Origin of the sequence: Pleomorphomonas koreensis DSM 23070 (assembly GCF_000425185.1) — a bacterium.
Lineage (GTDB): Bacteria > Pseudomonadota > Alphaproteobacteria > Rhizobiales > Pleomorphomonadaceae > Pleomorphomonas > Pleomorphomonas koreensis.
Genome location: NZ_AULH01000010.1, coordinates 40,335 through 61,393, shown reverse-complemented (window position 1 = coordinate 61,393; position 21,059 = coordinate 40,335). Strand labels below are relative to the sequence as shown.

The following is a 21,059-nucleotide window of genomic DNA, read 5'->3' as shown; positions in this document are numbered from 1 at the left end:
GCGGGGCGGCGGCCCTCCGTTTAGCCTATGATGGCCCGTTGCACATCCCGAATCAGCCGATGCCCCAGGAAAAACCAGACAGCCCACTCCACGACCTGTTCGGCAAGGACGCTCCCCGATCGGGGGGCGGCGAGGTGGTGCAGGTGCTGACCCCGGTCGGCCTCGACCTCTCCTATTCCTACCGCGTGCCGCGCGGGCTCGACGTGGGACCGGGCTCGATCGTCCAGGTGCCGCTCGGCCCGCGCAAGGTGGTCGGCGTCGTCACCGCCGAGCCGCCCGAGCTGTCGGCGTCGTCGAACCGCCTGAGGCCGATCGAGGGCGCCTTCGATGCACCGCCGCTGACGCCGGAGATGCTGACCTTCGTCGACTGGGTGGCCCGCTACACGCTGACGCCGCGCGGCATGGTGCTGCGCATGGTGCTGCGGGCGCCCGAGGCGCTGGCGCCGGAGCCGCCCATCCGCGGCCTCATCCTGGCCGGCCCGCCGCCCGAACGGCTCACCGACGCCCGCCGCCGGCTGCTGGACCTGCTGTCGGAAAACGAAGGTCAGGCCTGGACGCGGGCCGGCCTCGCGGCGGCGGCCGGCGTGTCGTCGTCGGTGGTCGACGGCCTCGTCGCCGCCGGCACGCTGGCCGAGGTCGACCTGCCGCCCGGCCGGCCGTTCCGCCCGCCGGAGCCCGATTTCAACCCGATCGAGCTGACGCCCGACCAGGCCGCCGCCGTCGAGCGGCTGCGCGCCGCCGGCCCCGATGGCGTGACGCTGATCGACGGCGTCACCGGTTCGGGCAAGACCGAGGTCTATCTCGAGGCGGTGGCCGACACGCTCCGGGCCGGTCGGCAGGCATTGATCCTGGTGCCGGAGATCGCGCTCACCCGCGCCTTCCTCGAACGCTTCTCCGAGCGCTTCGGCGCGCTGCCGGCCGAATGGCACTCCGACGTCGGCCCGAAGATGCGCGCCCGCACCTGGCGGGCGGTGGCGCTCGGCGAGGCGCGCGTGGTGGTCGGCGCCCGCTCGGCGCTGTTCCTGCCGTTCTCCGACCTCGGCCTGATCGTCGTCGACGAGGAGCACGACGGCGCCTACAAGCAGGAGGAATGGGCGAGCTACCACGCCCGCGACATGGCGGTGGTGCGCGGCCGGCTGGAAAAGGTGCCGGTGATCCTTGCTTCCGCAACGCCGTCGCTGGAAAGCCGCGTCAACGCGACGCGCGGCCGCTATCGCCACATCGTCCTGCCGGCCCGCGCCACCGGCCGCGACCTGCCGAGCCTCTACGCTCTGGACATGCGCAAGGCCGGGCCGCCGCGCGGCCGCTTCCTCGCCCCCGGCCTAGTCGCCGCCATCCGCGAGACGACGGAGCGCGGCGAGCAGGCCATGCTGTTCCTCAACCGGCGCGGCTACGCGCCGCTCACCCTCTGCCGCTCCTGCGGCCACCGGTTCCAGTGTCCGCAATGCTCGGCCTGGCTGGTCGAGCACCGCTTCCGCGGCCGGCTGGTCTGCCACCACTGCGGCCATTCGGTACCCCGGCCGGACGCCTGCCCGGCCTGCGGCACCCTCGACAGCCTCGTCGCCTGCGGTCCCGGCGTCGAGCGCGTCGCCGAGGAGATCGCCGCGCTGCTGCCCGACAAGCGCACCGTCGTGCTGTCGTCGGACATCGGCGGCGGCGTCCAGCGCCTCAGGGCCGAGTTCGAGGCGGTAGCCAAAGGCGACTGCGACATCGTCGTCGGCACGCAGATGGTGGCCAAGGGCCACACCTTCCCCAAGCTGACGCTGGTCGGCGTCGTCGACGCCGATCTCGGTCTCGCCCAGGGCGACCCGCGCGCCGCCGAGCGCACCTTCCAGCTCCTGGCCCAGGTCACCGGCCGCGCCGGCCGGGTGATCGGCAAGGGCCTCGGCCTCCTGCAGACCTACGCGCCGGACAATCCGGTGATCGAGGCGCTGGTCTCCGGCGACGCCGAGCGCTTCTATCGCACCGAGCTGGCCGAGCGCGAACGGGCGGGTCTGCCGCCGTTCGGCCGCCTCGCCGCCATCCTGGTGTCCGGTCCCAGCCGGGAGCTGGCCGAGGATCACGCCCGCCACCTCGCCCGCATGGCGCCGGCCGACCCGGCAGTCGAGGTGCTCGGCCCGGCCGAGGCGGCGTTGGCCGTGGTGCGCGGCCGCCACCGCTTCCGCCTCCTCGCCCACTCGGGCCGCGACACTGACCTTTCCGCCTACATGCGCGCCTGGATCGCCGCCGCCGACCGGCCGACGCGCGGCGTCGAGGCCTATGTCGATGTCGACCCGCAGAACTTCCTGTGACGGCGAAGGGATTCGCCCCCGAAAACACCGGCAAAGCCTATCTAAAACGATATACTATTCGACTTTAGGATGAACATTTTTTAAGGGGATGCCCCAAGCGGCCAAATACCTAAGGATATTCGCGCAAAAAAGCGAATTCCTGAATCCAGTGAATGCGTTGCGTGAGGGAAAGTCCTGTGGTAGACGGAGCCAAGTTCGCTGCGGGGCCGTGCGCCGTGCCGCCGTCGTATCTATTTTGCGAATAACTTCAAAGCGTTCAGCCGGGTGAACCTTTGACGGTTCGCGACCGATGAGGGGTTCTTACGTGAGCGAAGCGGAAACGATGGTCTTCGGGGTCGCCGAGCGTTATGCGACGGCCCTGTTCGAGCTGGCGAGCGACAACGGCGAACTCGAGGACGTCGAGGCCGACATTGCCCGTTTCGAGGCCCTCCGCCGCGAAAGTGCCGACCTCCGGCGCCTGATGAAATCGCTGGTGTTCTCCAACGAGGATCAGCTCCGGGCGATCAGCGCCGTCGTCGAGGCGGCCGGCCTCGGCCAGACGTTCAGCAACTTCATCAAGCTGGTCGCCTCCAACAACCGCTTCGCCGCCCTGACCGACATGTTCCGCGGCTTCCGCCAGTTGCTCGCCGACCGGCGGGGCGAGGTGACGGCCGGCATCGTGTCGGCGGTGCCGCTGACCGACGGCCAGCTCGCCGACCTCAAGGCGGCGCTGGCCGAAATGACCGGCAAATCCGTTCATGTCGAACTCGACGTCGACCCGGCGCTGATCGGCGGCCTCGTCGTCAAGCTCGGCTCGCGCATGATCGACACGTCGCTCAAAACGAAACTCGACGCACTCAAGATCGCATTGAAAGAGGTCGGCTGATGGATATCCGCGCCGCGGAAATTTCCGCAATCCTCAAGGAGCAGATCAAGAACTTCGGCCGCAACGCCGAGGTATCCGAGGTCGGCCAGGTACTTTCCGTCGGTGACGGCATCGCCCGCGTCTACGGCCTCGACAACGTCCAGGCGGGCGAGATGGTCGAGTTCCCCGGCGGCATCCGCGGCATGGCGCTCAACCTCGAAAGCGACAACGTCGGCGTCGTCATCTTCGGCACCGACCGCGACATCAAGGAAGGCGACACGGTCAAGCGCACCGGCGCCATCGTCGACGTCCCCGTCGGCAAGGGCCTGCTCGGCCGCGTCGTCGACGCGCTCGGCAATCCGATCGACGGCAAGGGGCCGATCGAGTACGAGACGCGCGCCCGCGTCGACGTCAAGGCGCCCGGCATCATCCCGCGCAAGTCGGTGCACGAGCCGATGTCGACCGGCCTCAAGGCCATCGACGCGATGATCCCGATCGGCCGCGGCCAGCGCGAGCTGGTGATCGGCGACCGCCAGACCGGCAAGACCGCCATCATCCTCGACACCTTCCTCAATCAGAAGTCCCTGCACGAGGGTGACGACGAGAAGCACAAGCTCTACTGCGTCTACGTCGCCGTCGGCCAGAAGCGCTCCACCGTCGCCCAGTTCGTCAAGAAGCTGGAGGACGCCGGCGCCCTCAAGTATTCGATCGTCGTCGCCGCCACCGCCTCCGACCCGGCGCCGATGCAGTACATCGCCCCGTTCGCCGGCTGCGCCATGGGCGAGTATTTCCGCGACAACGGCATGCACGCGCTGATCGCCTACGACGACCTCACCAAGCAGGCCGTCGCCTACCGCCAGATGTCGCTGCTCCTGCGCCGTCCGCCGGGCCGCGAGGCCTTCCCCGGCGACGTGTTCTACCTGCACTCCCGCCTGCTGGAGCGCGCCGCCAAGCTCAACGACGACAACGGCGCCGGCTCGCTCACCGCCCTGCCGGTCATCGAGACGCAGGCCAACGACGTGTCGGCCTACATCCCGACCAACGTCATCTCGATCACCGACGGCCAGATCTTCCTGGAGACCTCGCTGTTCTACCAGGGCATCCGCCCGGCGGTGAACGTCGGCCTCTCGGTGTCGCGCGTCGGCTCGTCGGCCCAGATCAAGGCGATGAAGCAGGTGGCCGGCACCATCAAGGGCGAACTGGCCCAGTATCGCGAGATGGCCGCCTTCGCCCAGTTCGGCTCCGACCTCGACGCCTCGACGCAGAAGCTCCTGAACCGCGGCGCCCGCCTCACCGAACTTCTGAAGCAGCCGCAGTTCTCGCCGCTGAAGACCCAGGAAGAGGTGGCGGTGATCTTCGCCGGCGTCTCCGGCTTCCTCGACCCGCTGCCGCTCGGCAAGGTGCGGCCGTTCGAGGAGGGGCTGTTGCGCTACCTGCGCGAGAAGCACGCCGACATTCTCGAGCGCATCTGGGCCGAGAAGCAGCTTTCCGACGAGTTGCGCGGCAAGCTCCACGACGCCATCTCGAACTTCGCCAGGACCTTCGCCTGACGTCCTCGCCGGATGAAACCGGGAGGGCGGGCGCCGCCCTCCTCTCCCGCGCCCCGATGCCCGACGGGCAGGAGCCGATATGGCCAGCTTGAAAGAACTCAAGAACCGCATCGCTTCGGTGAAGGCGACGCAGAAGATCACCAAGGCGATGCAGATGGTCGCCGCGGCGAAGCTGCGTCGCGCGCAGGAGGCGGCGGTTGCCGCCCGTCCCTACGCCCGCCGGCTCGGCGTGGTGGTCGCCAACCTCGCCGCCGCCATGGACGGCCGCGACGACGCGCCGCTGCTGCTCGCCGGCACCGGCCGCGACGACGTGCACCTGCTGGTCGTCTGCACCGCCGAGCGCGGTCTCTGCGGCGGCTTCAACTCGTCGATCGTCCGTCTGGCGCGCGAACATGCCGCCGCGCTGATCGCCGCCGGCAAGACGGTGAAGATCCTGACGGTGGGCAAGAAGGGCGCCGACGCGCTGAAGCGCGAGCACGGCAACCGCATCATCGACCGCGTCGAACTCCGGGGCATCAAGACCGTCAGCTTCGACATCGCCGTCGATCTCGGCAAGCGCGTCGTCGAACTCTACGAGGCCGGCGAGTTCGACGTCTGCACGCTGTTCTATTCCGAATTCAAGTCGGTGATCCAGCAGATCCCCACCGCGCGCCAGCTTCTGCCGGTGCGGGTCGAGGCGCCGGCTGCCGCCATCGAGACCGACTACGAGTTCGAACCCGACGAGGCGGACATCCTCGAGACGCTGCTGCCGCGCTACGTCTCCGTCGCGCTGTTCTCCGCCCTCCTGGAGAACGCCGCCGGCGAGATGGGCGCCAAGATGACGGCCATGGACAACGCCACGCGCAACGCCGGCGATATGATCGACCGCCTGTCGATCACCTACAACCGCACGCGCCAGGCCAAGATCACCACCGAGCTCGTCGAAATCATTTCGGGCGCCGAGGCGCTCTGACCGCAAACTCGATCAAGGACCACATCGATGGCTGACACGCATATCGGACGGATCACTCAGGTCATCGGCGCCGTCGTCGACGTCAAGTTCGACGAACACCTGCCGGCCATCCTGAACGCGCTGGAGACGAAGAACGGCGACCACCGTCTCGTCCTGGAAGTCGCCCAGCACCTCGGCGAGAACACCGTCCGCACCATCGCCATGGACACCACCGAGGGTCTGGTGCGCGGCCACGAGGTGGTCGACACCGGCAAGCCGATCTCGGTGCCGGTCGGCGACGCCTGCCTCGGCCGCATCATGAACGTCATCGGCGAGCCGGTGGACGAGGTCGGCCCGATCGTCGGCGAGACCAAGCGCGCCATCCACCAGGAAGCGCCCGACTACACCGACCAGTCGACGGAAGCCGAGATCCTGGTCACCGGCATCAAGGTGGTCGACCTGCTCGCCCCCTACGCCCGCGGCGGCAAGATCGGCCTGTTCGGCGGCGCCGGCGTCGGCAAGACCGTGCTGATCCAGGAGCTGATCAACAACGTCGCCAAGGCGCACGGCGGCTACTCGGTGTTCGCCGGCGTCGGCGAGCGCACCCGCGAGGGCAACGACCTCTATCACGAGATGATCGAATCGGGCGTCAACAAGGACCCGCGCGAGCACGGCGGCTCGACCGAGGGCTCCAAGTGCGCGCTGGTCTACGGCCAGATGAACGAGCCGCCGGGTGCCCGCGCCCGCGTGGCGCTGGCCGGCCTCACCGTCGCCGAGCACTTCCGCGACAAGGGCCAGGACGTGCTGTTCTTCGTCGACAACATCTTCCGCTTCACCCAGGCCGGCTCGGAAGTGTCGGCGCTCTTGGGCCGCATCCCCTCGGCGGTGGGCTATCAGCCGACGCTGGCCACCGACATGGGCGCCATGCAGGAGCGCATCACCACCACCAACAAGGGCTCGATCACTTCGGTGCAGGCGATCTACGTGCCGGCCGACGACCTGACCGACCCGGCGCCGGCCACCTCCTTCGCCCACCTCGACGCCACGACGGTGCTCAACCGCGCCATCTCCGAGAAGGGCATCTACCCGGCCGTCGACCCGCTCGATTCCACCTCGCGCCTGCTCGACCCGCAGGTGATCGGTGAAGAGCACTATGCCGTCGCCCGCCAGGTGCAGCAGATCCTCCAGAAGTACAAGGGCCTGCAGGACATCATCGCCATCCTCGGCATGGACGAACTCTCCGAGGAGGACAAGCTGACCGTGGCGCGCGCCCGCAAGATCGAGCGCTTCCTGAGCCAGCCGTTCCACGTCGCCGAAGTGTTCACCGGTTCGCCCGGCAAGCTGGTGGCCCTCGAAGACACCATCAAGGGCTTCAAGGGCCTCTGCGAGGGGCTCTACGACCATCTGCCGGAAGCGGCCTTCTACATGGTCGGCACCATCGACGACGCCGTCGAGAAGGCGCAGCGCCTGGCCGCCGAGGCGGCCTGATCCCCAGGGGGGCCGGGCGGCACGCCGCCCGACCCGCCGCCGGCCCGGCCGGCAGTTGAGACAGTGACCGGGCCGTTGGCCCCAGGGAGCGCCGGATGGCAACCTTCAAGTTCGAACTCGTCAGCCCCGAGCGCCTCATTCTGTCGGTGGACGCCGAACAGGTGGACCTGCCCGGCAGCGAGGGCGACTTCGGCGTGCTCGCCGGCCACGCGCCGTTCCTCACCACGCTGAAGACCGGCATCATCACCGTCAAGGCCGGTGGCGCCGTCAGCCGCATCTATGTCCGCGGCGGCTTCGCCGACGTCAACGCCTCCGGCCTCACCGTGCTGGCCGAGAAGGCGGTTCCCGAGCTGGACTTCGGCCCGGCCGTCGCCGCCGCCGAGCTGGCGGTGGTCGAAACCATCGTCGTCGAGGCGCGGACCGAGGAAGCCCGCTATCGGGCCATCGCCGTCCGCGAAGAGGTCAAGGTCGCCATCGCCGCCATCGGCTGAGCCGCGCCGCCGTCCGCCGCAACGTTTTGGACGCGTGTCTTCGGCTGCCGGTTTCCGGCTGCCCGGAGGCGCGCCGCTTATCGTTGCGCCCGCCGGCACCCATCTCGGAAAGCACTGAAGACGATCTCTGGCATTCCGCTTGCCGGGTTCTCACGCCACCGACGCGGATGAGCAGGCGGCAATGGCCGCGGTGAGCGGATGCGCCGGCATCTTCGCGGGTTGATGTCACTCGGTGATGATGTCGTTGAACTGGCTGATCGGCGCGAAGAAGGCCGGCTTGATCTTTTCCAGCTTGCTCGAATCGATCACCAGATAGCGCCGCCCGGCACGGGCCAGCACCGCCTGCTTGATCGGCACCTCGTGGAAGTTGGAACAGGTGGCGCCGTGCAGCGGATGCACGCCGCCGGCCGACAGGAAGGCCTTGCTGATCCCCAGCCGCTCCAGCGTCCTCAACGCCTCGTCGCCGGAAAAGGTCTGCGACGAGGCGTGGAACAGGCCGCCCAGCAGGATCAGGTTGGTATTCGGCCGCTTCATGGCCTCCACGGCGACGTTCATCGCGTAGGTGATGACCGTGAGGTTGCCCGATGTCGGCAGGTATTCGGTCATCCGCGGCGTGGTGGTGCCGCAATCGATGAAGATCGTGTCGTCCGGCTCGATGAGCAGCGCCGCCTTGCGGCAGGCCAGTTCCTTGGCCTCGGCATGGGTGTCGGCCTCGGCGTCGAGGCGGTAGGTGGAGTGCCGTTCCGCCCCGGCCGGCAGAATGTAGCCGCCGAGATAGCTGAACAGGTGCGGCGCCGCGGCGAGGTCCCGGCGCACGGTCATTTCGGACACGCCGAGATGGCCGGCCGCATCGCTCAGATGCAGCACGCCCGCCTCCTTGAGACGATCGGCGAGGCGGTCTATGCGTTCTGCCTTCTTCACGGAAAGCACCCCCGGGAGCAGCCGCCGATCAGGTAGCCGATCGCAAGGCGGTTGCTCAAGCAAAAAACCCGGAGCTTCCGCCTGGCGGCCGGATCGGTCCACCCGGCCGGCGACCGCGCCAAGGCCACGGCTTTTTCCATCCACCTTTTCCCCTTGACTCGTCAAGGCCCGTATGAAACCTTCGTGACAAATCTTGTTATGATCATGACAAGACAATCCGGATGGAGGCCGGGAAGTGGAAGAATCAAAACAAAATTCCATTGGGAATCCTGACGTCCTGGCCGGCATGATCGATCACACGATCCTGAAGCCGGAAGCGACCCGAGCCGAAGTGGCGCGCCTCTGCGACGAAGCGATCGCCTACGGCTTCGCCTCCGTCTGCGTCAACGCCGTGCACGCCGCCTTCGTCGCCGAGCGCCTCGATGGCAGCAAGGTCGCGACCTGCGTCGTCGTCGGCTTCCCGCTCGGCGCCTGCGGCGCTGCCGCCAAGGCCGACGAGGCGGCGCGCGCCGTCGCCGACGGCGCCGACGAGATCGACATGGTGATCGACATCGGCGCCCTGCGCGAGGGCGACCTCGACCGTTTCCGCGCCGACATCGCCGCCGTGCGGCGGGCGACGGCCGGCAAGCTCCTGAAGGTGATCATCGAGACCTGCCTCATCGACGACGCCCAGAAGGAGACGGCCTGCCGCGTCGCCAAGGAGCTTGGCGCCGATTTCGTCAAGACGTCCACCGGCTTCTCGACCGGCGGCGCGACGGTTGAGGACGTCGCGCTGATGCGTCGGGTGGTCGGTCCGGACATGGGAGTGAAGGCTTCCGGCGGTGTCCGCACCGCCGAGACGGCGTGGGCCATGGTGAAAGCCGGCGCCACGCGCATAGGCGCCAGCGCCGGCGTCACCATCGTGGGCGGCGCGGCCAAGGAGGGCCCCGCCGGCTACTGACGGGGTTCAAAAAGCAGTTCTCTTGGGAGGAGACATGACAATGAAGAAGACTTTGATTTCGCTCGCCGCCGGCCTGTCGCTGCTGGCGCTTCCGGCCTTCGCCGCCGGCGTCGTCGACGTCAGCCAGGCCAGCAAGGACATCACCGCCGAGGCCACCGGCAAGACCTTCTCGATCGCCACCGTGGTCAAGGTCGACGGCATCGCCTGGTTCGACCGCATGCGCGACGGCGTCAAGCAGTTCGGCGAAGACACCGGCCACGACGTCTGGCAGGTCGGCCCGAGCCAGGCCGACGCCGCCGCCCAGGTCCAGCTGATCGAGAACCTGATCGCCCAGGGCGTCGACGCCATCTGCGTCGTGCCCTTCTCGGTCGAGGCCGTCGAGCCGGTGCTGCAGAAGGCGCGCGACCGCGGCATCGTGGTGATCGCCCACGAGGCGTCCAACCTCAAGAACGCCGACTATGTGCTGGAAGCCTTCGACAACAAGGCCTACGGCGCCAAGCTGATGGAAGTGCTCGGCGGCTACATGGGCGGCAAGGGCAAGTATCTCGCCACCGTCGGCAGCCTGACGTCGCAGTCGCAGAACGAGTGGATCGACGGCGCCATCGCCTACCAGAAGGAGCACTTCCCGGACATGGCGCTGGCCACCGAGCGGCTCGAGACCTATGACGACGCCAACACTGACTACAACCGCCTGTCGGAAGCCCTGACCACCTATCCGGATGTCACCGGCATCGTCGGCGGCCCGATGCCGACCTCGGCCGGCGCCGGCCGGCTGATCGCCGAGCGCGGCCTCAAGGACAAGGTGTTCTTCTCCGGCACCGGCCTGCCCTCGGTGGCCGGCAAGTATCTCGAGGACGGCAACATCCAGTACATCCAGTTCTGGGACCCGGCCGTCGCCGCCTATGCCATGAACACGCTCGCCGTGATGGCGCTCACCGACAAGAAGGACGAGATCAAGGCCGGTCTCAACCTCGGCCTCAAGGGCTACGAGAGCCTGACGACGCCGGCCGGCGCCTCGCCCAACCTGCTCTATGGCCAGGGCTGGGTCGGCGTCACCAAGGACAACATGGCCGACTACAACTTCTGACGGAAGACTGACGCATTTTCGAGCGAAGCGGATACCGGTTCGCGTGAAGAAAATGCGTCAACCAAACAAGATGGAGCATTGCCGTGTTTCCTTGAAACGCGGCAATGCTCCGGGGGGAACGGCGGCGCGCCCGCCGTTCCACCTTTCGCGCGGGTTCGCCCCGCCAACCGGCACGGCGGGCTTCTCCGCCCGTTCCGTGCCGCTCGCGCGTCTCTCCCGCAGGTCGTCCCGTCCCGAAATCGAAGCGCACATCATGGCCGAACCCCTGATCGAACTCCGCGCCGTCACCAAGCGCTTTCCTGGCATGAAGGCGCTCGACGGCGTCGACTTCCGCATATTCCCTGAAGAGATCGTCTGCCTGGCCGGCGAGAACGGCTCCGGCAAGTCCACCCTGATCAAGATCGTCTCCGGCATCTACGACTTCGACGAGGGCGAACTCCTCATCGACGGCAAGCCGGTAACCGCCTTCGGGCCACGCGACGCCATCGCCTCGGGCATCCAGGTGATCTACCAGGACTTCTCGCTGTTCCCCAGCCTGACGGTGGCCGAGAACCTCGCCCTCAACCGCCTGCTCAGCGAGAGCCGGACCTTCGTCGATCCCGAGCATCGCCGCCGCCTCGGCGCCGAGGCGCTGGCCAGGCTCGACGTCGAGATCGACCTCGACGCCACCGTCGGCCGCCTGTCGACCGCCGACCGCCAGATCGTCGCCATCGCCCGCGCCCTGATGAGCGACACCCGCCTCTTGATCATGGACGAGCCGACCACCGCCCTGACCGGCCGCGAGGTCGACCGGCTGTTCGCCATCGTCCGCGAGATCCAGGCCAAGGGCATCGCCGTGCTGTTCGTCAGCCACAAGATGCGCGAGATGCTGGAGATCTCCGAGCGCATCACCGTCTTCCGCAACGGCCGCAAGGTCGAGGAAGGCCCGACGGCCGAGTTCAACGAGGCGCGTATCACCCGCGCCATGACCGGCCATGACATCGGCCACGAGCGCCACGTCTGGGCCGGCGACGACGACGCGACGCCCCGCCTGTCGGTGCGCGGCCTCAACGTCGGCGACAGCGTGCGCAACATCGATCTCGACCTTCATCGCGGCGAGATCGTCGGCCTCAGCGGCCTGCTCGGCTCCGGCCGCACCGAGCTTGCCATGGCGCTGTTCGGCATGGAGCCGCATGACGGCGACATCCGCCTCGACGGCATGCCGCTACGCCTGTCGAGCGTGCAGGACGCCGTCGCCGCCGGCATCGCCTACGTGCCCGAGGACCGGCTGTCCGAGGGACTGTTCATGCAGCAGTCGATCGCCCGCAACGTCATCGCCAGCGCCATCGGCAGGGCGACGCGCGGGCCGTTCCTCGACCAGGGCCGGCTGATGCAGCTGGCCAGGGACATCGTCTCCGACATGCGCATCGCCACGCCCGACGTCGACAAGCTGGCCGGCCAGCTGTCCGGCGGCAACCAGCAGCGCGTGGTGATCGGCCGCTGGCTGCTCACCGGCCCCAAGGTGCTGATCCTCAACGGCCCCACCGTCGGCGTCGACGTCGGCTCCAAGGCGGAGATCCACCGCCGCATCCGCGACCTCGCCGCCGGCACCGGCCTCGCCGTGCTGATGATCTCCGACGACGTGCCCGAGCTGATCCAGAACTGCAACCGCATCCTGCTGATGCACCGGGGCGAGATCATCGACCGTCTCGACGCCGCGAGCGTCGAGGAAGACGACATCCATGGCCGCCTGAAGGGTCTGCGCTGATGACCGCTCTTGCCAAACTTCTGCGCCGGTCCGAAACGGCGGTGCTCGCCATCCTGATCGTGGTGATGATCGTCATCGGCGTCATCAACCCGGCCTTCTGGCAGGCCGACAACCTGTTCAACCTCCTGCGGGCCAACGTCGTCATCGGCATCATGGCGCTCAGCGTGCTGACGGTGATGATCTCCGGCGGCATCGACGTCTCCTTCCCCGCCTTCGCCGTCGCCGCCATGTATCTGACGGTCATCGCCATGAACGCCTGGGGCTACCAGGGCGTCGTGCTGCCGTTCATCGGCGCGACGCTGATCGGCCTCGTCTGCGGCCTCGCCAACGCGGTGTTCATCCACACCTTCCGGATGATCCCGCTGATCGTCACCCTCGGCTCGGCCTCGGTGGTGCGCGGCCTGCTGCTCGGCCTCGTCGGCACGTCGATCATCAACATCGACCGCATGCCGCCCTCGCTGATCGCCTTCGGCTCAAGCACCGTCGACGTCGGCGGCAGCAAGCTGTCGCTGATGATCTTCATCTACCTCGGCATCGCCGTGCTGATGTGGCTGTTCCTCACCCGCACCATGGCCGGCCGCGGCGTGTTCGCCTATGGCGACGACGCCGAATCGGCCAAGCGCGTCGGCTTCAACACCCGCCGCACCGTCTACCTCGTCTACGGCCTCGCCGGCGCGCTGGCCGGCTTTGCCGGCCTGCTGCACGCCTCGATGATCTGGCTCGCCAACCCGCGCGACTTCGTCGGCTACGAGCTTGACGTCATCGCCGCCGTGGTGCTGGGCGGCGCCTCGATCTTCGGCGGCCGCGGATCGGTGTTCGGCACCATCCTCGGCGTCTTCATGCTGACGCTGATCAAGAACAGCCTGATCATCATGCGCGTCGACAACACCTGGCAGGGCGTCGTCGTCGGCTGCGTCATCGTCATCGCCACGGCCCTCACCGCCTGGCGCGACCGCAAGGCGCTGGTGTGAGAGAGATCCCATGAACAAGCTCGCTGACTTCAGACGCTTCATCAACCGCGACAACAACATCGTCCAGCTCTTGGTCATCACCGCGGTGATCTTCCTGCTGATGTCGGCGCTGGAGCCGCACAAGTTCCTGCGCTACTACAACTTCGAGTCGATCAGCTTCATCTTTCCCGAGCTGGGCATCGTCGCCATCGCCATGATGCTGGCCATGCTGACCGGCGGCATAGACCTGTCGGTGATCGGCATCGCCAACCTCGCCGGCATCCTGGCCGGCGTGTTCTTCACCCGCCTCTATCCGGCCGGCCCCGAGGCCGGCGCGGCGGCCGAGCTGATGCGCGTCGCCGCCGGCGTGGTGCTGGCGCTCGGCGTCGGCCTCCTCGCCGGCACGCTCAACGGCCTGTTGATCGCCAAGGGCCGGATCACGCCCATCCTCGCCACGCTCGGCACCGGCCAGATCTTCACCGGCTTCTGCATGGTGCTGACCGGCGGCCCGGCCATCGTCGGCTTCCCGGCCTGGTGGGGCTTCATCGGCAACGGCAAGATCCTCGGCATCGCCGTGCCGCTGATTCTGTTCCTGGTGGTGGCGGTGCTGATCGCCGTCATGCTGACCAAGACGCCCTTCGGCCTCAACCTGTTCCTGATCGGCACCAACCCGCGCGCCGCCATCTTCGCCGGCCTGCGCACCGAGCGCATGGTGATCTACTCCTACATGCTGAGCGGCACGCTGGCGGCGCTGGCCGGCATCGTGCTCTCCGGCCGCACCAACGCCGCCAAGTCCGACTACGGCACCTCCTACCTCCTCCAGGCGGTGCTGATCTCGGTGCTCGGCGGCACCAACCCGGCCGGCGGCAAGGGCACGGTGCTCGGCGTCTCCATCGCCGTCATCGCCCTGATGCTGCTCGCCTCCGGCTTCCAGATGATGCGCTTTTCCAACCACCTCATCGATTTCATCTGGGGCGGCTTCCTGCTGCTGGTCATGGTGATCAACGTTCTGAGGAATCGCGGCAAATGACCCTCTTCCACCTCACCCGCGCCGCCTTCGGCGAGATCGAGCGCCCGGCCGTCCAGCACGGCGCGCTCAAGGCCGGCCTGTTCCGCTACCCGACCGGCGTCGAGGCGATCCGCCTCGAAAACGAACGCGGCGCGCTCGTCGTGCTGCCCTATCTCGGCCAGATGATCTGGCAGGCCGCCTTCGACGGCGTCGACCTGACCATGAAGAGCATCTTCAAGGCACCGCGCCGCGTGCCGACCATCGGCGAGACCTACGGCTGCTTCGCCTTCCACTCCGGCCTGCTCAGGAACGGCGTGCCCGGCCCGACCGACAATCATCCGTCGCACGGCGAAATGCCCTGCGCCGCCATGGACTGGGCCGGCATTGAGGCGGGCAGCGACGAGCGCGGCGATTATCTCCGCATCATCGGTTCATATGAATATGCCATGGGCTTCGGCTCGCACTACGAAGCGCGACCGTCGGTGACGCTCCGCGCCGGCTCGGCCCGCTTCGACATGGCGATGGCGGTGACCAACCTCTCCGCCGGCGACCCGATGGACCTCATGTACATGTGCCACGTCAACTACGCCTTCGCCGAGGGCGCCGAGATCGTCCAGCCGGCGCCGTTCACGCCCGACCGCACCGAGGTGCGCCAGGCGGTGCCGGCCCACGTCCGGCCCAATCCGGCCTATCTCGCCCGCATCGAAGCGCTGGCCGCCGATCCCGCGTCGAGCCGCGTCGTCCGCCGCGCCGACGGCTACGACCCCGAGCAGGTGTTCTATCTGCGCGGCCTCGGCACCGATGCGGCCGGCGACACCCGCCTGCTGCTGCGCCGGCCTGAGGGCGACGCCTTCCTCGCCCGCTACAACACCACCGACTTCCCGAAGACGGTGCGCTGGATTCTGGCCGGCCACGACCAGCAGGTCGCCGCCTTCGCCCTGCCCTCGACCTGCGAGCCGGAGGGCTACACGGCCGAGAAGGCGAAGGGCAACGTCCGGAGCCTTGCCGCCGGCGACACCGCCCGCTTCACCGTCGAGCTTGGCCATCTCGACGCCGGGGAATGCCGGCGCGAAGCCGAACGCATCGCGGGCTGACCGCCCCAGCACACCGGACAACCGGAGGAACAGATGTCGAAGATCGCCGTCGTCGGCTCCAACATGATGGACCTGATCACCTACGTGAACCGCATGCCGCTGCGCGGCGAGACCATCGAGGCGCCGACCTTCGAGATGGGCCACGGCGGCAAGGGCGCCAACCAGGCGATCGCCGCCGCCCGGCTCGGGTCGGAGGTCGCCATGGTGACGCGGGTGGGCGAGGACGCCTTCGCCGACGCCACCATCGCCAATTTTGAGAGAAACGGCATCGACACTACCCACGTGCTGCGCACGCCGGGCCGCTCGTCGGGTGTGGCACCGATCTTCGTCGAGCCGTCGGGCGAGAATTCCATCCTGATCGTCAAGGGCGCCAACGCCGACCTCACGCCGGCCGACGTCGACGCCGCCGCGCCGCAGCTCGCCGGCTGCCAGCTGATCCTGATGCAGATGGAGGTGCCGGTCGAAACGGTCTACCACACCGTCCGCGCCGCCAAGACGCTCGGCGTGCCGACGCTGCTCAATCCGGCGCCCGCCGCCGCCGACCTCGATGTCGCCCGGCTGGCCGATCTCGCCTTCCTGACGCCCAACGAGACCGAGCTGGCGACGCTGACCGGCCTGCCGGTCAACTCCGAAGCCGAGGCGGAAGCCGCCGCCCGCACACTGATCGCCCGCGGCATCGGCACGGTGGTGGTCACCATGGGCGGCCGCGGCGCCCTCTTGGTCGATGCCGGCGGCGCCCGCCACATCGCCCCGGTCAAGGTCGAGCCGGTCGACACCACCGGCGCCGGCGACGCCTTCATCGGCGCCTTCGCCCATTTCCACACCGAGGGGTTGCCGGTATTCGAAGCGTTGGGCGAGGCGGCGAAATACGCCGCCGATTCGATCACCCGCCGCGGCACCCAGCGGTCCTACGCCACGCTGGCCGACTTCCGCGCCCGCTTTCCCTGAAACGCCGTCGTCGTCCGGGTCACCCCGGCGGCGGCGCGATAGCCGATAGATCGACATCCTGTGCGGGAACCGGCCGCCTGATGCTTCGTTATGTCTGCATCGGTCCCCGGGAGGTTGGCTGCATGGAGCGGCGACCGGGGCCGGAGCCTCAACGGCATCCGTTTCGCACAACTCCATCGGGGTGAAAGATGAACGACGCAAGTATCGGCTGGATCGCAGCCATCATCATCGGCGGCCTCGCCGGCTGGATCGCCTCCGGGCTGATGAAGACCAACACCGGCCTGTTCCTGAACATCGTGCTCGGCATCATCGGCGCCGCCATCGCCAGCTTCCTGTTCGGCATGCTCGGCGTGTCGTTCGGCGGCTGGATCGGCTACCTGATCGCCGGCGTCATCGGCGCCTGCATCGTGATCGGTGGCGTCCGCGCCGTTCAGCGCTGAACCGCCGCCGCCTTGCCGACGAAGGCACTCCCGCCGACGCGGGGGTGCCTTTGTCGTGCCGGCGCGGCATCACTGCATCGGCAGGGAAGAAAACTGGCGTCCCGGAAGGGATTCGAACCCCTGACCTACGGTTTAGGAAACCGTTGCTCTATCCGGCTGAGCTACCGGGACGCGGGCGTGGCCGATGGTGTCCGGCCGCTTCGGCTCATCTAGCAAATCGGCGACGGCTTTGACAGCCCCTTTCGCGGCACCGCATGCCGCGCCGGAAAGGCTGCCCCGCCAAGCTGGCGGATAGGCGAAGGACGCGCGCTCGGCTAGACTCGGCACGACCGGAGACCGCCATGCCCCGCGCCGCCCCCGCCCTTGCCGCGCTTCTCGCCTCGCTGCTGCTCGCCGTCGCCGACGGCCGGGCGGCCGAAGCCTGCGCCGACGGACCGGCGGCCGCCACCGGCCATGTCGGTGCCGGCCACCTTCCCGCCGGCACTGGCCGACCGGAGGTGACGGTCGCGGACAACCGATCTGCCGGCACCCTCACCGTCGTCCTCGACGGCATCGTCGTGCCCGCCAGAGCCGGCGACGACGCCCGCATCGCCTTGGCCACAACGATGGCCGGCCTCAAGGACGCCGCCGTCGTGCTGGTTGCCTCGGACAAGGCGCCCGACCGGCATGGCCGCCGCCATGGCGTGCTCCGCCTCACCGATGGCGACAGCCTCGGTGAGCGGCTGCTCGCCGCCGGCGCCGGCCTCGCCGATGTGTCGTTCCCGCCCTGTGCCAGCCGCTTTCTCGCCGCCGAGGCCACGGCGCGCGCGGAAAAGCGTGGCATTTGGCGCCAAAGCCGGATATGGACGGATTTGAATGCGGCGGCCGCCGGCCTGCCCGACTTCGTGCTCGGTCGTGGCCGCGTCGCCTCGGTTGGCCGGTCGGGTCGCACCACCTATATCAACTTCGGCCGCGACTTCAGCACGGACGCCACGCTGCGCCTCGGCGACAAGGTGGCTATGGCGCTCGTCGCCGCCGGCCGGCCGCCGGAGAGTTTCGCCGGCCGCAGGGTCGAGGTGCGCGGCTGGGCAACTTCGCGCAACGGCCTCGACCTCAAGATCGACGAACCGCTGGCCTTGCGGCTGGCGGACGGGAAAACGGATTAGGAAGCAGCATGGCCGGAGGGTTGGGTGTGACGGGCAGTTTTCGCCGGAGGGGGCTCCAGGCCGCCGCGCTGGTGCTCGGCCTGTTGCTTGCCGGCTGCATGGGCCTTTCCGGCGAGGACGGCCCCGCCGCCGAACAGCTTGCCATGGCCGCACCGCAGGGCAAGGTCGATCCGGCCGAGGTGGCGGTCGCCGAGCGCGAGCATCCCAAGATCGTCGCCGCCTTCGGCGGCACCTACGAGGACCGTGAAGCCGAGCTGATGATCGCCGGCGTGGTCAGCCGCCTGGTGGCGGCCAGCCCCGAGCCCTGGCGCAGCTACCGCGTCACCATCCTGAACTCGCCGGCCGTCAACGCCTTCGCCCTGCCGGGCGGCTACGTCTATGTGACGCGCGGCCTCCTGGCGCTGGCCAGCGACACCGCCGAGATGGCCGCCGTCATCTCGCACGAGATGGCCCACGTCACCGCCCGCCACGCCTTTCTGCGCGCCCAGAAAGCCGAGGCGGCGGCCGTCGCCAGCCAGGCGGTGCAGGACGTGGTGCAGGACCCGGCCGTGCAGCGCGTGGCGCTCGCCTCGACGCAGGTGTCGCTCGCCCGCTTCTCGCAGATCCAGGAGCTGGAGGCCGACCGCATCGGCATCGCCACGCTGGCCAAGGCCGGCTTCGACCCCTTCGGCTCGCCGCGCTTCCTCACCTCGATGTCGCGCCTCGCCGCCTGGAAGAACGGCCTGCCCGAGGACGACACCGGCTCGATCGATTTCCTGTCGTCGCATCCCTCGACGCCCGAGCGCCTCGCCCAGGCGCGCGAGGTGGCGAAAGCCACCGGCGTCACCGACGGCGAGGTCGACCGCGACGGCTACCTCACGCGCATCGACGGCATCATGTACGGCGACGACCCCGTCGAGGGCTACGTGCGCGGCCGGCAGTTCCTGCATGCCAAGCTCGGCTTCGCCTTCCAGGTGCCGGAGGGCTTCCTGATCGACAACACGTCGAAGGCGGTGCTGGCCACCAACGCCGACGGCGTCGCCATGCGCTTCGACGGCGCCAACGTGCCGGCCGGCGGCGATCTCGTCAGCTATCTCAACTCCGGCTGGGTCAACGGCCTCGACGCGTCGTCGGTGCGCACCGTGTCGATCGCCGGCCTGCCGGCCGCCGTCGCCTCGGCGGCAGCACGCGGCTTCACCTACCGCATCGCCGTCATCCGCTTCAACGAGCAGGCCTTCCGCTTCCTGTTCGCGACGCGCGGCGACGTTCCCACCCTCGACAGCACCTTCACCGCCACCGTCGCCTCCTTCCGCTCGCTGTCCGAGGCGGAGAAGACGTCGCTCGCGCCCTTGCGCATCCGCGTCGTCACCGTCGGCGCCGGCGATACCGCCGAGACGCTGACCCGCCGCATGGTGCCGATGGATCGCGGCATCATCCTGTTCCGGGCGCTCAACGGCCTCGCCGCCAACGAGGAGCCGCGCCCCGGCACGCGCGTCAAGATCATCGTCGATCGTTGACAGCCGTAGGATTGTTCATCTTGCGAGAACGGTAAGTCGCTGTCGTCTCTCCTGACAGGCGGGGCGGCGGTGCCCATGTTCGGGTCAGCAAGCGGGTGGCGCGTCGCCGCCCGTCAGGAGACCCGCGATGATCACCATCCGCAAGGCCGAGAGCCGTGGCCGCACCGATGCCGGCTGGCTCGACAGCCGCCACAGCTTTTCCTTCAGCCACTATTTCGATCCCGATGCCATGGGCTTTGGCCCGCTCCGGGTGATCAATGACGACCGCCTGGCCGCCGGCGGCGGCTTCCCGCCCCATCCGCACGCCGACATGGAGATCGTCTCCTATGTGCTCGACGGCGCCCTCCAGCACCGCGACAGCCTCGGCACCGGCTCGGTGATCCGTCCCGGCGACGTGCAGAGAATGAGTGCCGGCACCGGCATCCGTCACAGCGAGTTCAACGCCTCGGACACCGAGCCGGTGCGGTTCCTGCAGATCTGGATCCTGCCGGAAGCCGGCGGCTTCGCGCCGTCCTACGACCAGGCCACGTTTGGCGACGAGGGACTGGGGAACCGTCTGCGCCTCGTCGTCAGCCGCGACGGCCGCGACGGCGCGCTGACCATCAACCGCGACGTCGATCTCTACGCCGGCCGCCTCAAGGACGGCACCGAGGTCGGCCACGCCTTCGCGCCCGGCCGGCTCGGCTGGCTGCAAGTGGCGAAGGGCAGCATCACGCTCAACGGCCAGGACCTCGACGAGGGCGACGGCGCCGCCATCGAGCGGCAGGCGGCGCTGACCATCACGGCGCGCGGCGACGCCGAGGTGCTGCTGTTCGACATGGCCCGCTGACGGCGCCATGCCCGCTCAGCGTCGGACTGAAGTGGCCGAGGGCATTCTTGCCGCCGCCGCGGCGCACGCCGTCACGGCTCGGCCAAAGCGGCAGCGGCGCCCTCCCGACCGGCCGGTTTCGTCGTGGGCGTGAGTTTGCCGCGTCGCCACCCCCGCATATGACGAAGGCCCGGCGGGTCACCCCGCCGGGCCTTGAAACTCGACCAACCGGTTTAACGATCAGGCCGCTTCGGCCTCGTCTTCGGTTTCGTCGGCCGTGTCTTCGGCAGCATCGCCACGGGCGGCGACGCGCTTCGGTGACTTGTTCAGGCTGTCCTCGATGCGGCGGATGGCCTCGGTCTCGGTGATGCGGGACACCGCCGAAATCTCGCGCGCCATACGGTCGAGCGCCGCCTCGTAGAGCTGGCGCTCCGAATAGGACTGCTCGGGCTGGCTGGAGGCGCGGTGCAGATCGCGCACCACCTCGGAAATGGCCACGAGATCGCCGGAGTTGATCTTGGCCTCATATTCCTGGGCGCGGCGGCTCCACATGGTGCGCTTGACGCGGGCGCGGCCCTTGATGATCTCCAGCGCCTTGTCGACGATGTCATCCTCGGCCAGCTTGCGCATGCCCACCTGTTCGGCCTTGGCCATCGGCACGCGCAGCGTCATCTTGTCCTTCTCGAAGACGATGACATACAGCTCGAGCTTCATGCCGGCGATTTCCTGTTCCTCGACGGCAACGATTTGGCCGACCCCGTGGGCCGGATAGACGATGTGCTCGTTGGTCTTGAACCCATTACGGACGGCGGGTTTCTTCGCAGTGGCCATTCAGTCCATCCACTCCTTGGCGCCGGCGACGACAAAATCACCCTCTCC

The 21,059-nt window shown here is 68.6% G+C and carries 19 protein-coding genes and 1 tRNA gene; 17 read left to right on the top strand and 3 right to left on the bottom strand.

Annotated elements, in window-relative coordinates:
- Positions 1–59 precede the first annotated feature (59 nt).
- The 6 genes from H512_RS0109545 to H512_RS0109520 all read left to right on the top strand — a co-directional run bounded on the left by H512_RS0109545 (position 60) and on the right by H512_RS0109520 (position 7,595).
- Positions 60–2,291 (top strand): primosomal protein N', encoded by a 2,232-nt coding sequence (locus tag H512_RS0109545; RefSeq protein ID WP_084798399.1) that lies wholly within the window; start codon positions 60–62, stop codon positions 2,289–2,291.
- 289 nt (positions 2,292–2,580) lie between these two features.
- Positions 2,581–3,156 (top strand): F0F1 ATP synthase subunit delta, encoded by a 576-nt coding sequence (locus tag H512_RS0109540; protein WP_156899439.1) that lies wholly within the window; start codon positions 2,581–2,583, stop codon positions 3,154–3,156.
- Positions 3,156–4,685 (top strand): F0F1 ATP synthase subunit alpha, encoded by a 1,530-nt coding sequence (gene atpA / locus H512_RS0109535; RefSeq protein WP_026783264.1) that lies wholly within the window; start codon positions 3,156–3,158, stop codon positions 4,683–4,685. The genes H512_RS0109540 and atpA overlap by 1 nt, the downstream gene beginning before the upstream one ends.
- A gap of 79 nt (positions 4,686–4,764) precedes the next feature.
- The gene (locus H512_RS0109530) at positions 4,765–5,637 is read left to right on the top strand and encodes a F0F1 ATP synthase subunit gamma (RefSeq protein ID WP_026783263.1); all 873 of its coding nucleotides are present in this window, start codon (positions 4,765–4,767) and stop codon (positions 5,635–5,637) included.
- A gap of 27 nt (positions 5,638–5,664) precedes the next feature.
- Entirely contained in the window at positions 5,665–7,104 is a 1,440-nt protein-coding gene (gene atpD / locus H512_RS0109525; RefSeq protein WP_026783262.1) for a F0F1 ATP synthase subunit beta, read from the top strand.
- Between the two features lie 95 nt (positions 7,105–7,199).
- Positions 7,200–7,595: an ATP synthase F1 subunit epsilon gene (locus H512_RS0109520; RefSeq protein WP_026783261.1), complete on the top strand. Its 396-nt coding sequence runs from the start codon at positions 7,200–7,202 to the stop codon at positions 7,593–7,595.
- A 225-nt stretch (positions 7,596–7,820) separates the two neighbouring features.
- Here H512_RS0109520 and H512_RS0109515 read toward each other — a convergent pair whose 3' ends face one another.
- Positions 7,821–8,516, bottom strand: a complete 696-nt coding sequence (locus H512_RS0109515; RefSeq protein ID WP_245585380.1) for a DeoR/GlpR family DNA-binding transcription regulator — start codon at positions 8,514–8,516, stop codon at positions 7,821–7,823.
- 286 nt (positions 8,517–8,802) lie between these two features.
- On the opposite strand from H512_RS0109515, the gene deoC reads away from it, so the two are divergent.
- The 8 genes from deoC to H512_RS0109470 all read left to right on the top strand — a co-directional run bounded on the left by deoC (position 8,803) and on the right by H512_RS0109470 (position 16,731).
- The gene (gene deoC / locus H512_RS0109505) at positions 8,803–9,456 is read left to right on the top strand and encodes a deoxyribose-phosphate aldolase (RefSeq protein WP_036790947.1); all 654 of its coding nucleotides are present in this window, start codon (positions 8,803–8,805) and stop codon (positions 9,454–9,456) included.
- Positions 9,457–9,496: 40 nt separating this feature from the next.
- The gene (locus tag H512_RS0109500) at positions 9,497–10,543 is read left to right on the top strand and encodes an autoinducer 2 ABC transporter substrate-binding protein (RefSeq protein ID WP_026783258.1); all 1,047 of its coding nucleotides are present in this window, start codon (positions 9,497–9,499) and stop codon (positions 10,541–10,543) included.
- Between the two features lie 253 nt (positions 10,544–10,796).
- Positions 10,797–12,290, top strand: a complete 1,494-nt coding sequence (locus tag H512_RS0109495; RefSeq protein WP_026783257.1) for a sugar ABC transporter ATP-binding protein — start codon at positions 10,797–10,799, stop codon at positions 12,288–12,290.
- Positions 12,290–13,261: an ABC transporter permease gene (locus H512_RS0109490; protein WP_026783256.1), complete on the top strand. Its 972-nt coding sequence runs from the start codon at positions 12,290–12,292 to the stop codon at positions 13,259–13,261. The genes H512_RS0109495 and H512_RS0109490 overlap by 1 nt, the downstream gene beginning before the upstream one ends.
- A gap of 10 nt (positions 13,262–13,271) precedes the next feature.
- On the top strand, positions 13,272–14,270 hold the full coding sequence (locus H512_RS0109485; protein ID WP_026783255.1) for an ABC transporter permease: 999 nt from the start codon (positions 13,272–13,274) through the stop codon (positions 14,268–14,270).
- Positions 14,267–15,343 carry an aldose 1-epimerase family protein gene (locus H512_RS0109480; protein WP_026783254.1) on the top strand — a complete coding sequence of 359 codons (1,077 nt, stop codon included), beginning with the start codon at positions 14,267–14,269 and terminating at the stop codon, positions 15,341–15,343. The genes H512_RS0109485 and H512_RS0109480 overlap by 4 nt, the downstream gene beginning before the upstream one ends.
- 33 nt (positions 15,344–15,376) lie before the next feature.
- Positions 15,377–16,291: a ribokinase gene (rbsK, locus tag H512_RS0109475; RefSeq protein ID WP_026783253.1), complete on the top strand. Its 915-nt coding sequence runs from the start codon at positions 15,377–15,379 to the stop codon at positions 16,289–16,291.
- Between the two features lie 188 nt (positions 16,292–16,479).
- Complete coding sequence (locus H512_RS0109470) at positions 16,480–16,731, top strand: GlsB/YeaQ/YmgE family stress response membrane protein (protein WP_026783252.1); 252 nt, start codon at positions 16,480–16,482, stop codon at positions 16,729–16,731.
- A 94-nt stretch (positions 16,732–16,825) separates the two neighbouring features.
- Here the strand turns inward: H512_RS0109470 and H512_RS0109465 are convergent.
- Positions 16,826–16,902: transfer RNA gene (locus H512_RS0109465), tRNA-Arg, on the bottom strand.
- A gap of 170 nt (positions 16,903–17,072) precedes the next feature.
- On the opposite strand from H512_RS0109465, the gene H512_RS25755 reads away from it, so the two are divergent.
- The 3 genes from H512_RS25755 to H512_RS0109445 all read left to right on the top strand — a co-directional run bounded on the left by H512_RS25755 (position 17,073) and on the right by H512_RS0109445 (position 20,201).
- The gene (locus tag H512_RS25755; protein WP_053239720.1) at positions 17,073–17,876 is read left to right on the top strand and encodes a thermonuclease family protein; all 804 of its coding nucleotides are present in this window, start codon (positions 17,073–17,075) and stop codon (positions 17,874–17,876) included.
- A gap of 26 nt (positions 17,877–17,902) precedes the next feature.
- A complete protein-coding gene (locus tag H512_RS0109450; RefSeq protein ID WP_026783251.1) occupies positions 17,903–19,372 on the top strand; it encodes a M48 family metalloprotease in 1,470 nt (489 codons plus the stop codon).
- A 127-nt stretch (positions 19,373–19,499) separates the two neighbouring features.
- Positions 19,500–20,201, top strand: a complete 702-nt coding sequence (locus tag H512_RS0109445; RefSeq protein WP_026783250.1) for a pirin family protein — start codon at positions 19,500–19,502, stop codon at positions 20,199–20,201.
- A gap of 219 nt (positions 20,202–20,420) precedes the next feature.
- Here H512_RS0109445 and H512_RS0109440 read toward each other — a convergent pair whose 3' ends face one another.
- Complete coding sequence (locus H512_RS0109440) at positions 20,421–21,011, bottom strand: CarD family transcriptional regulator (RefSeq protein ID WP_026783249.1); 591 nt, start codon at positions 21,009–21,011, stop codon at positions 20,421–20,423.
- Positions 21,012–21,059: the final 48 nt, after the last annotated feature.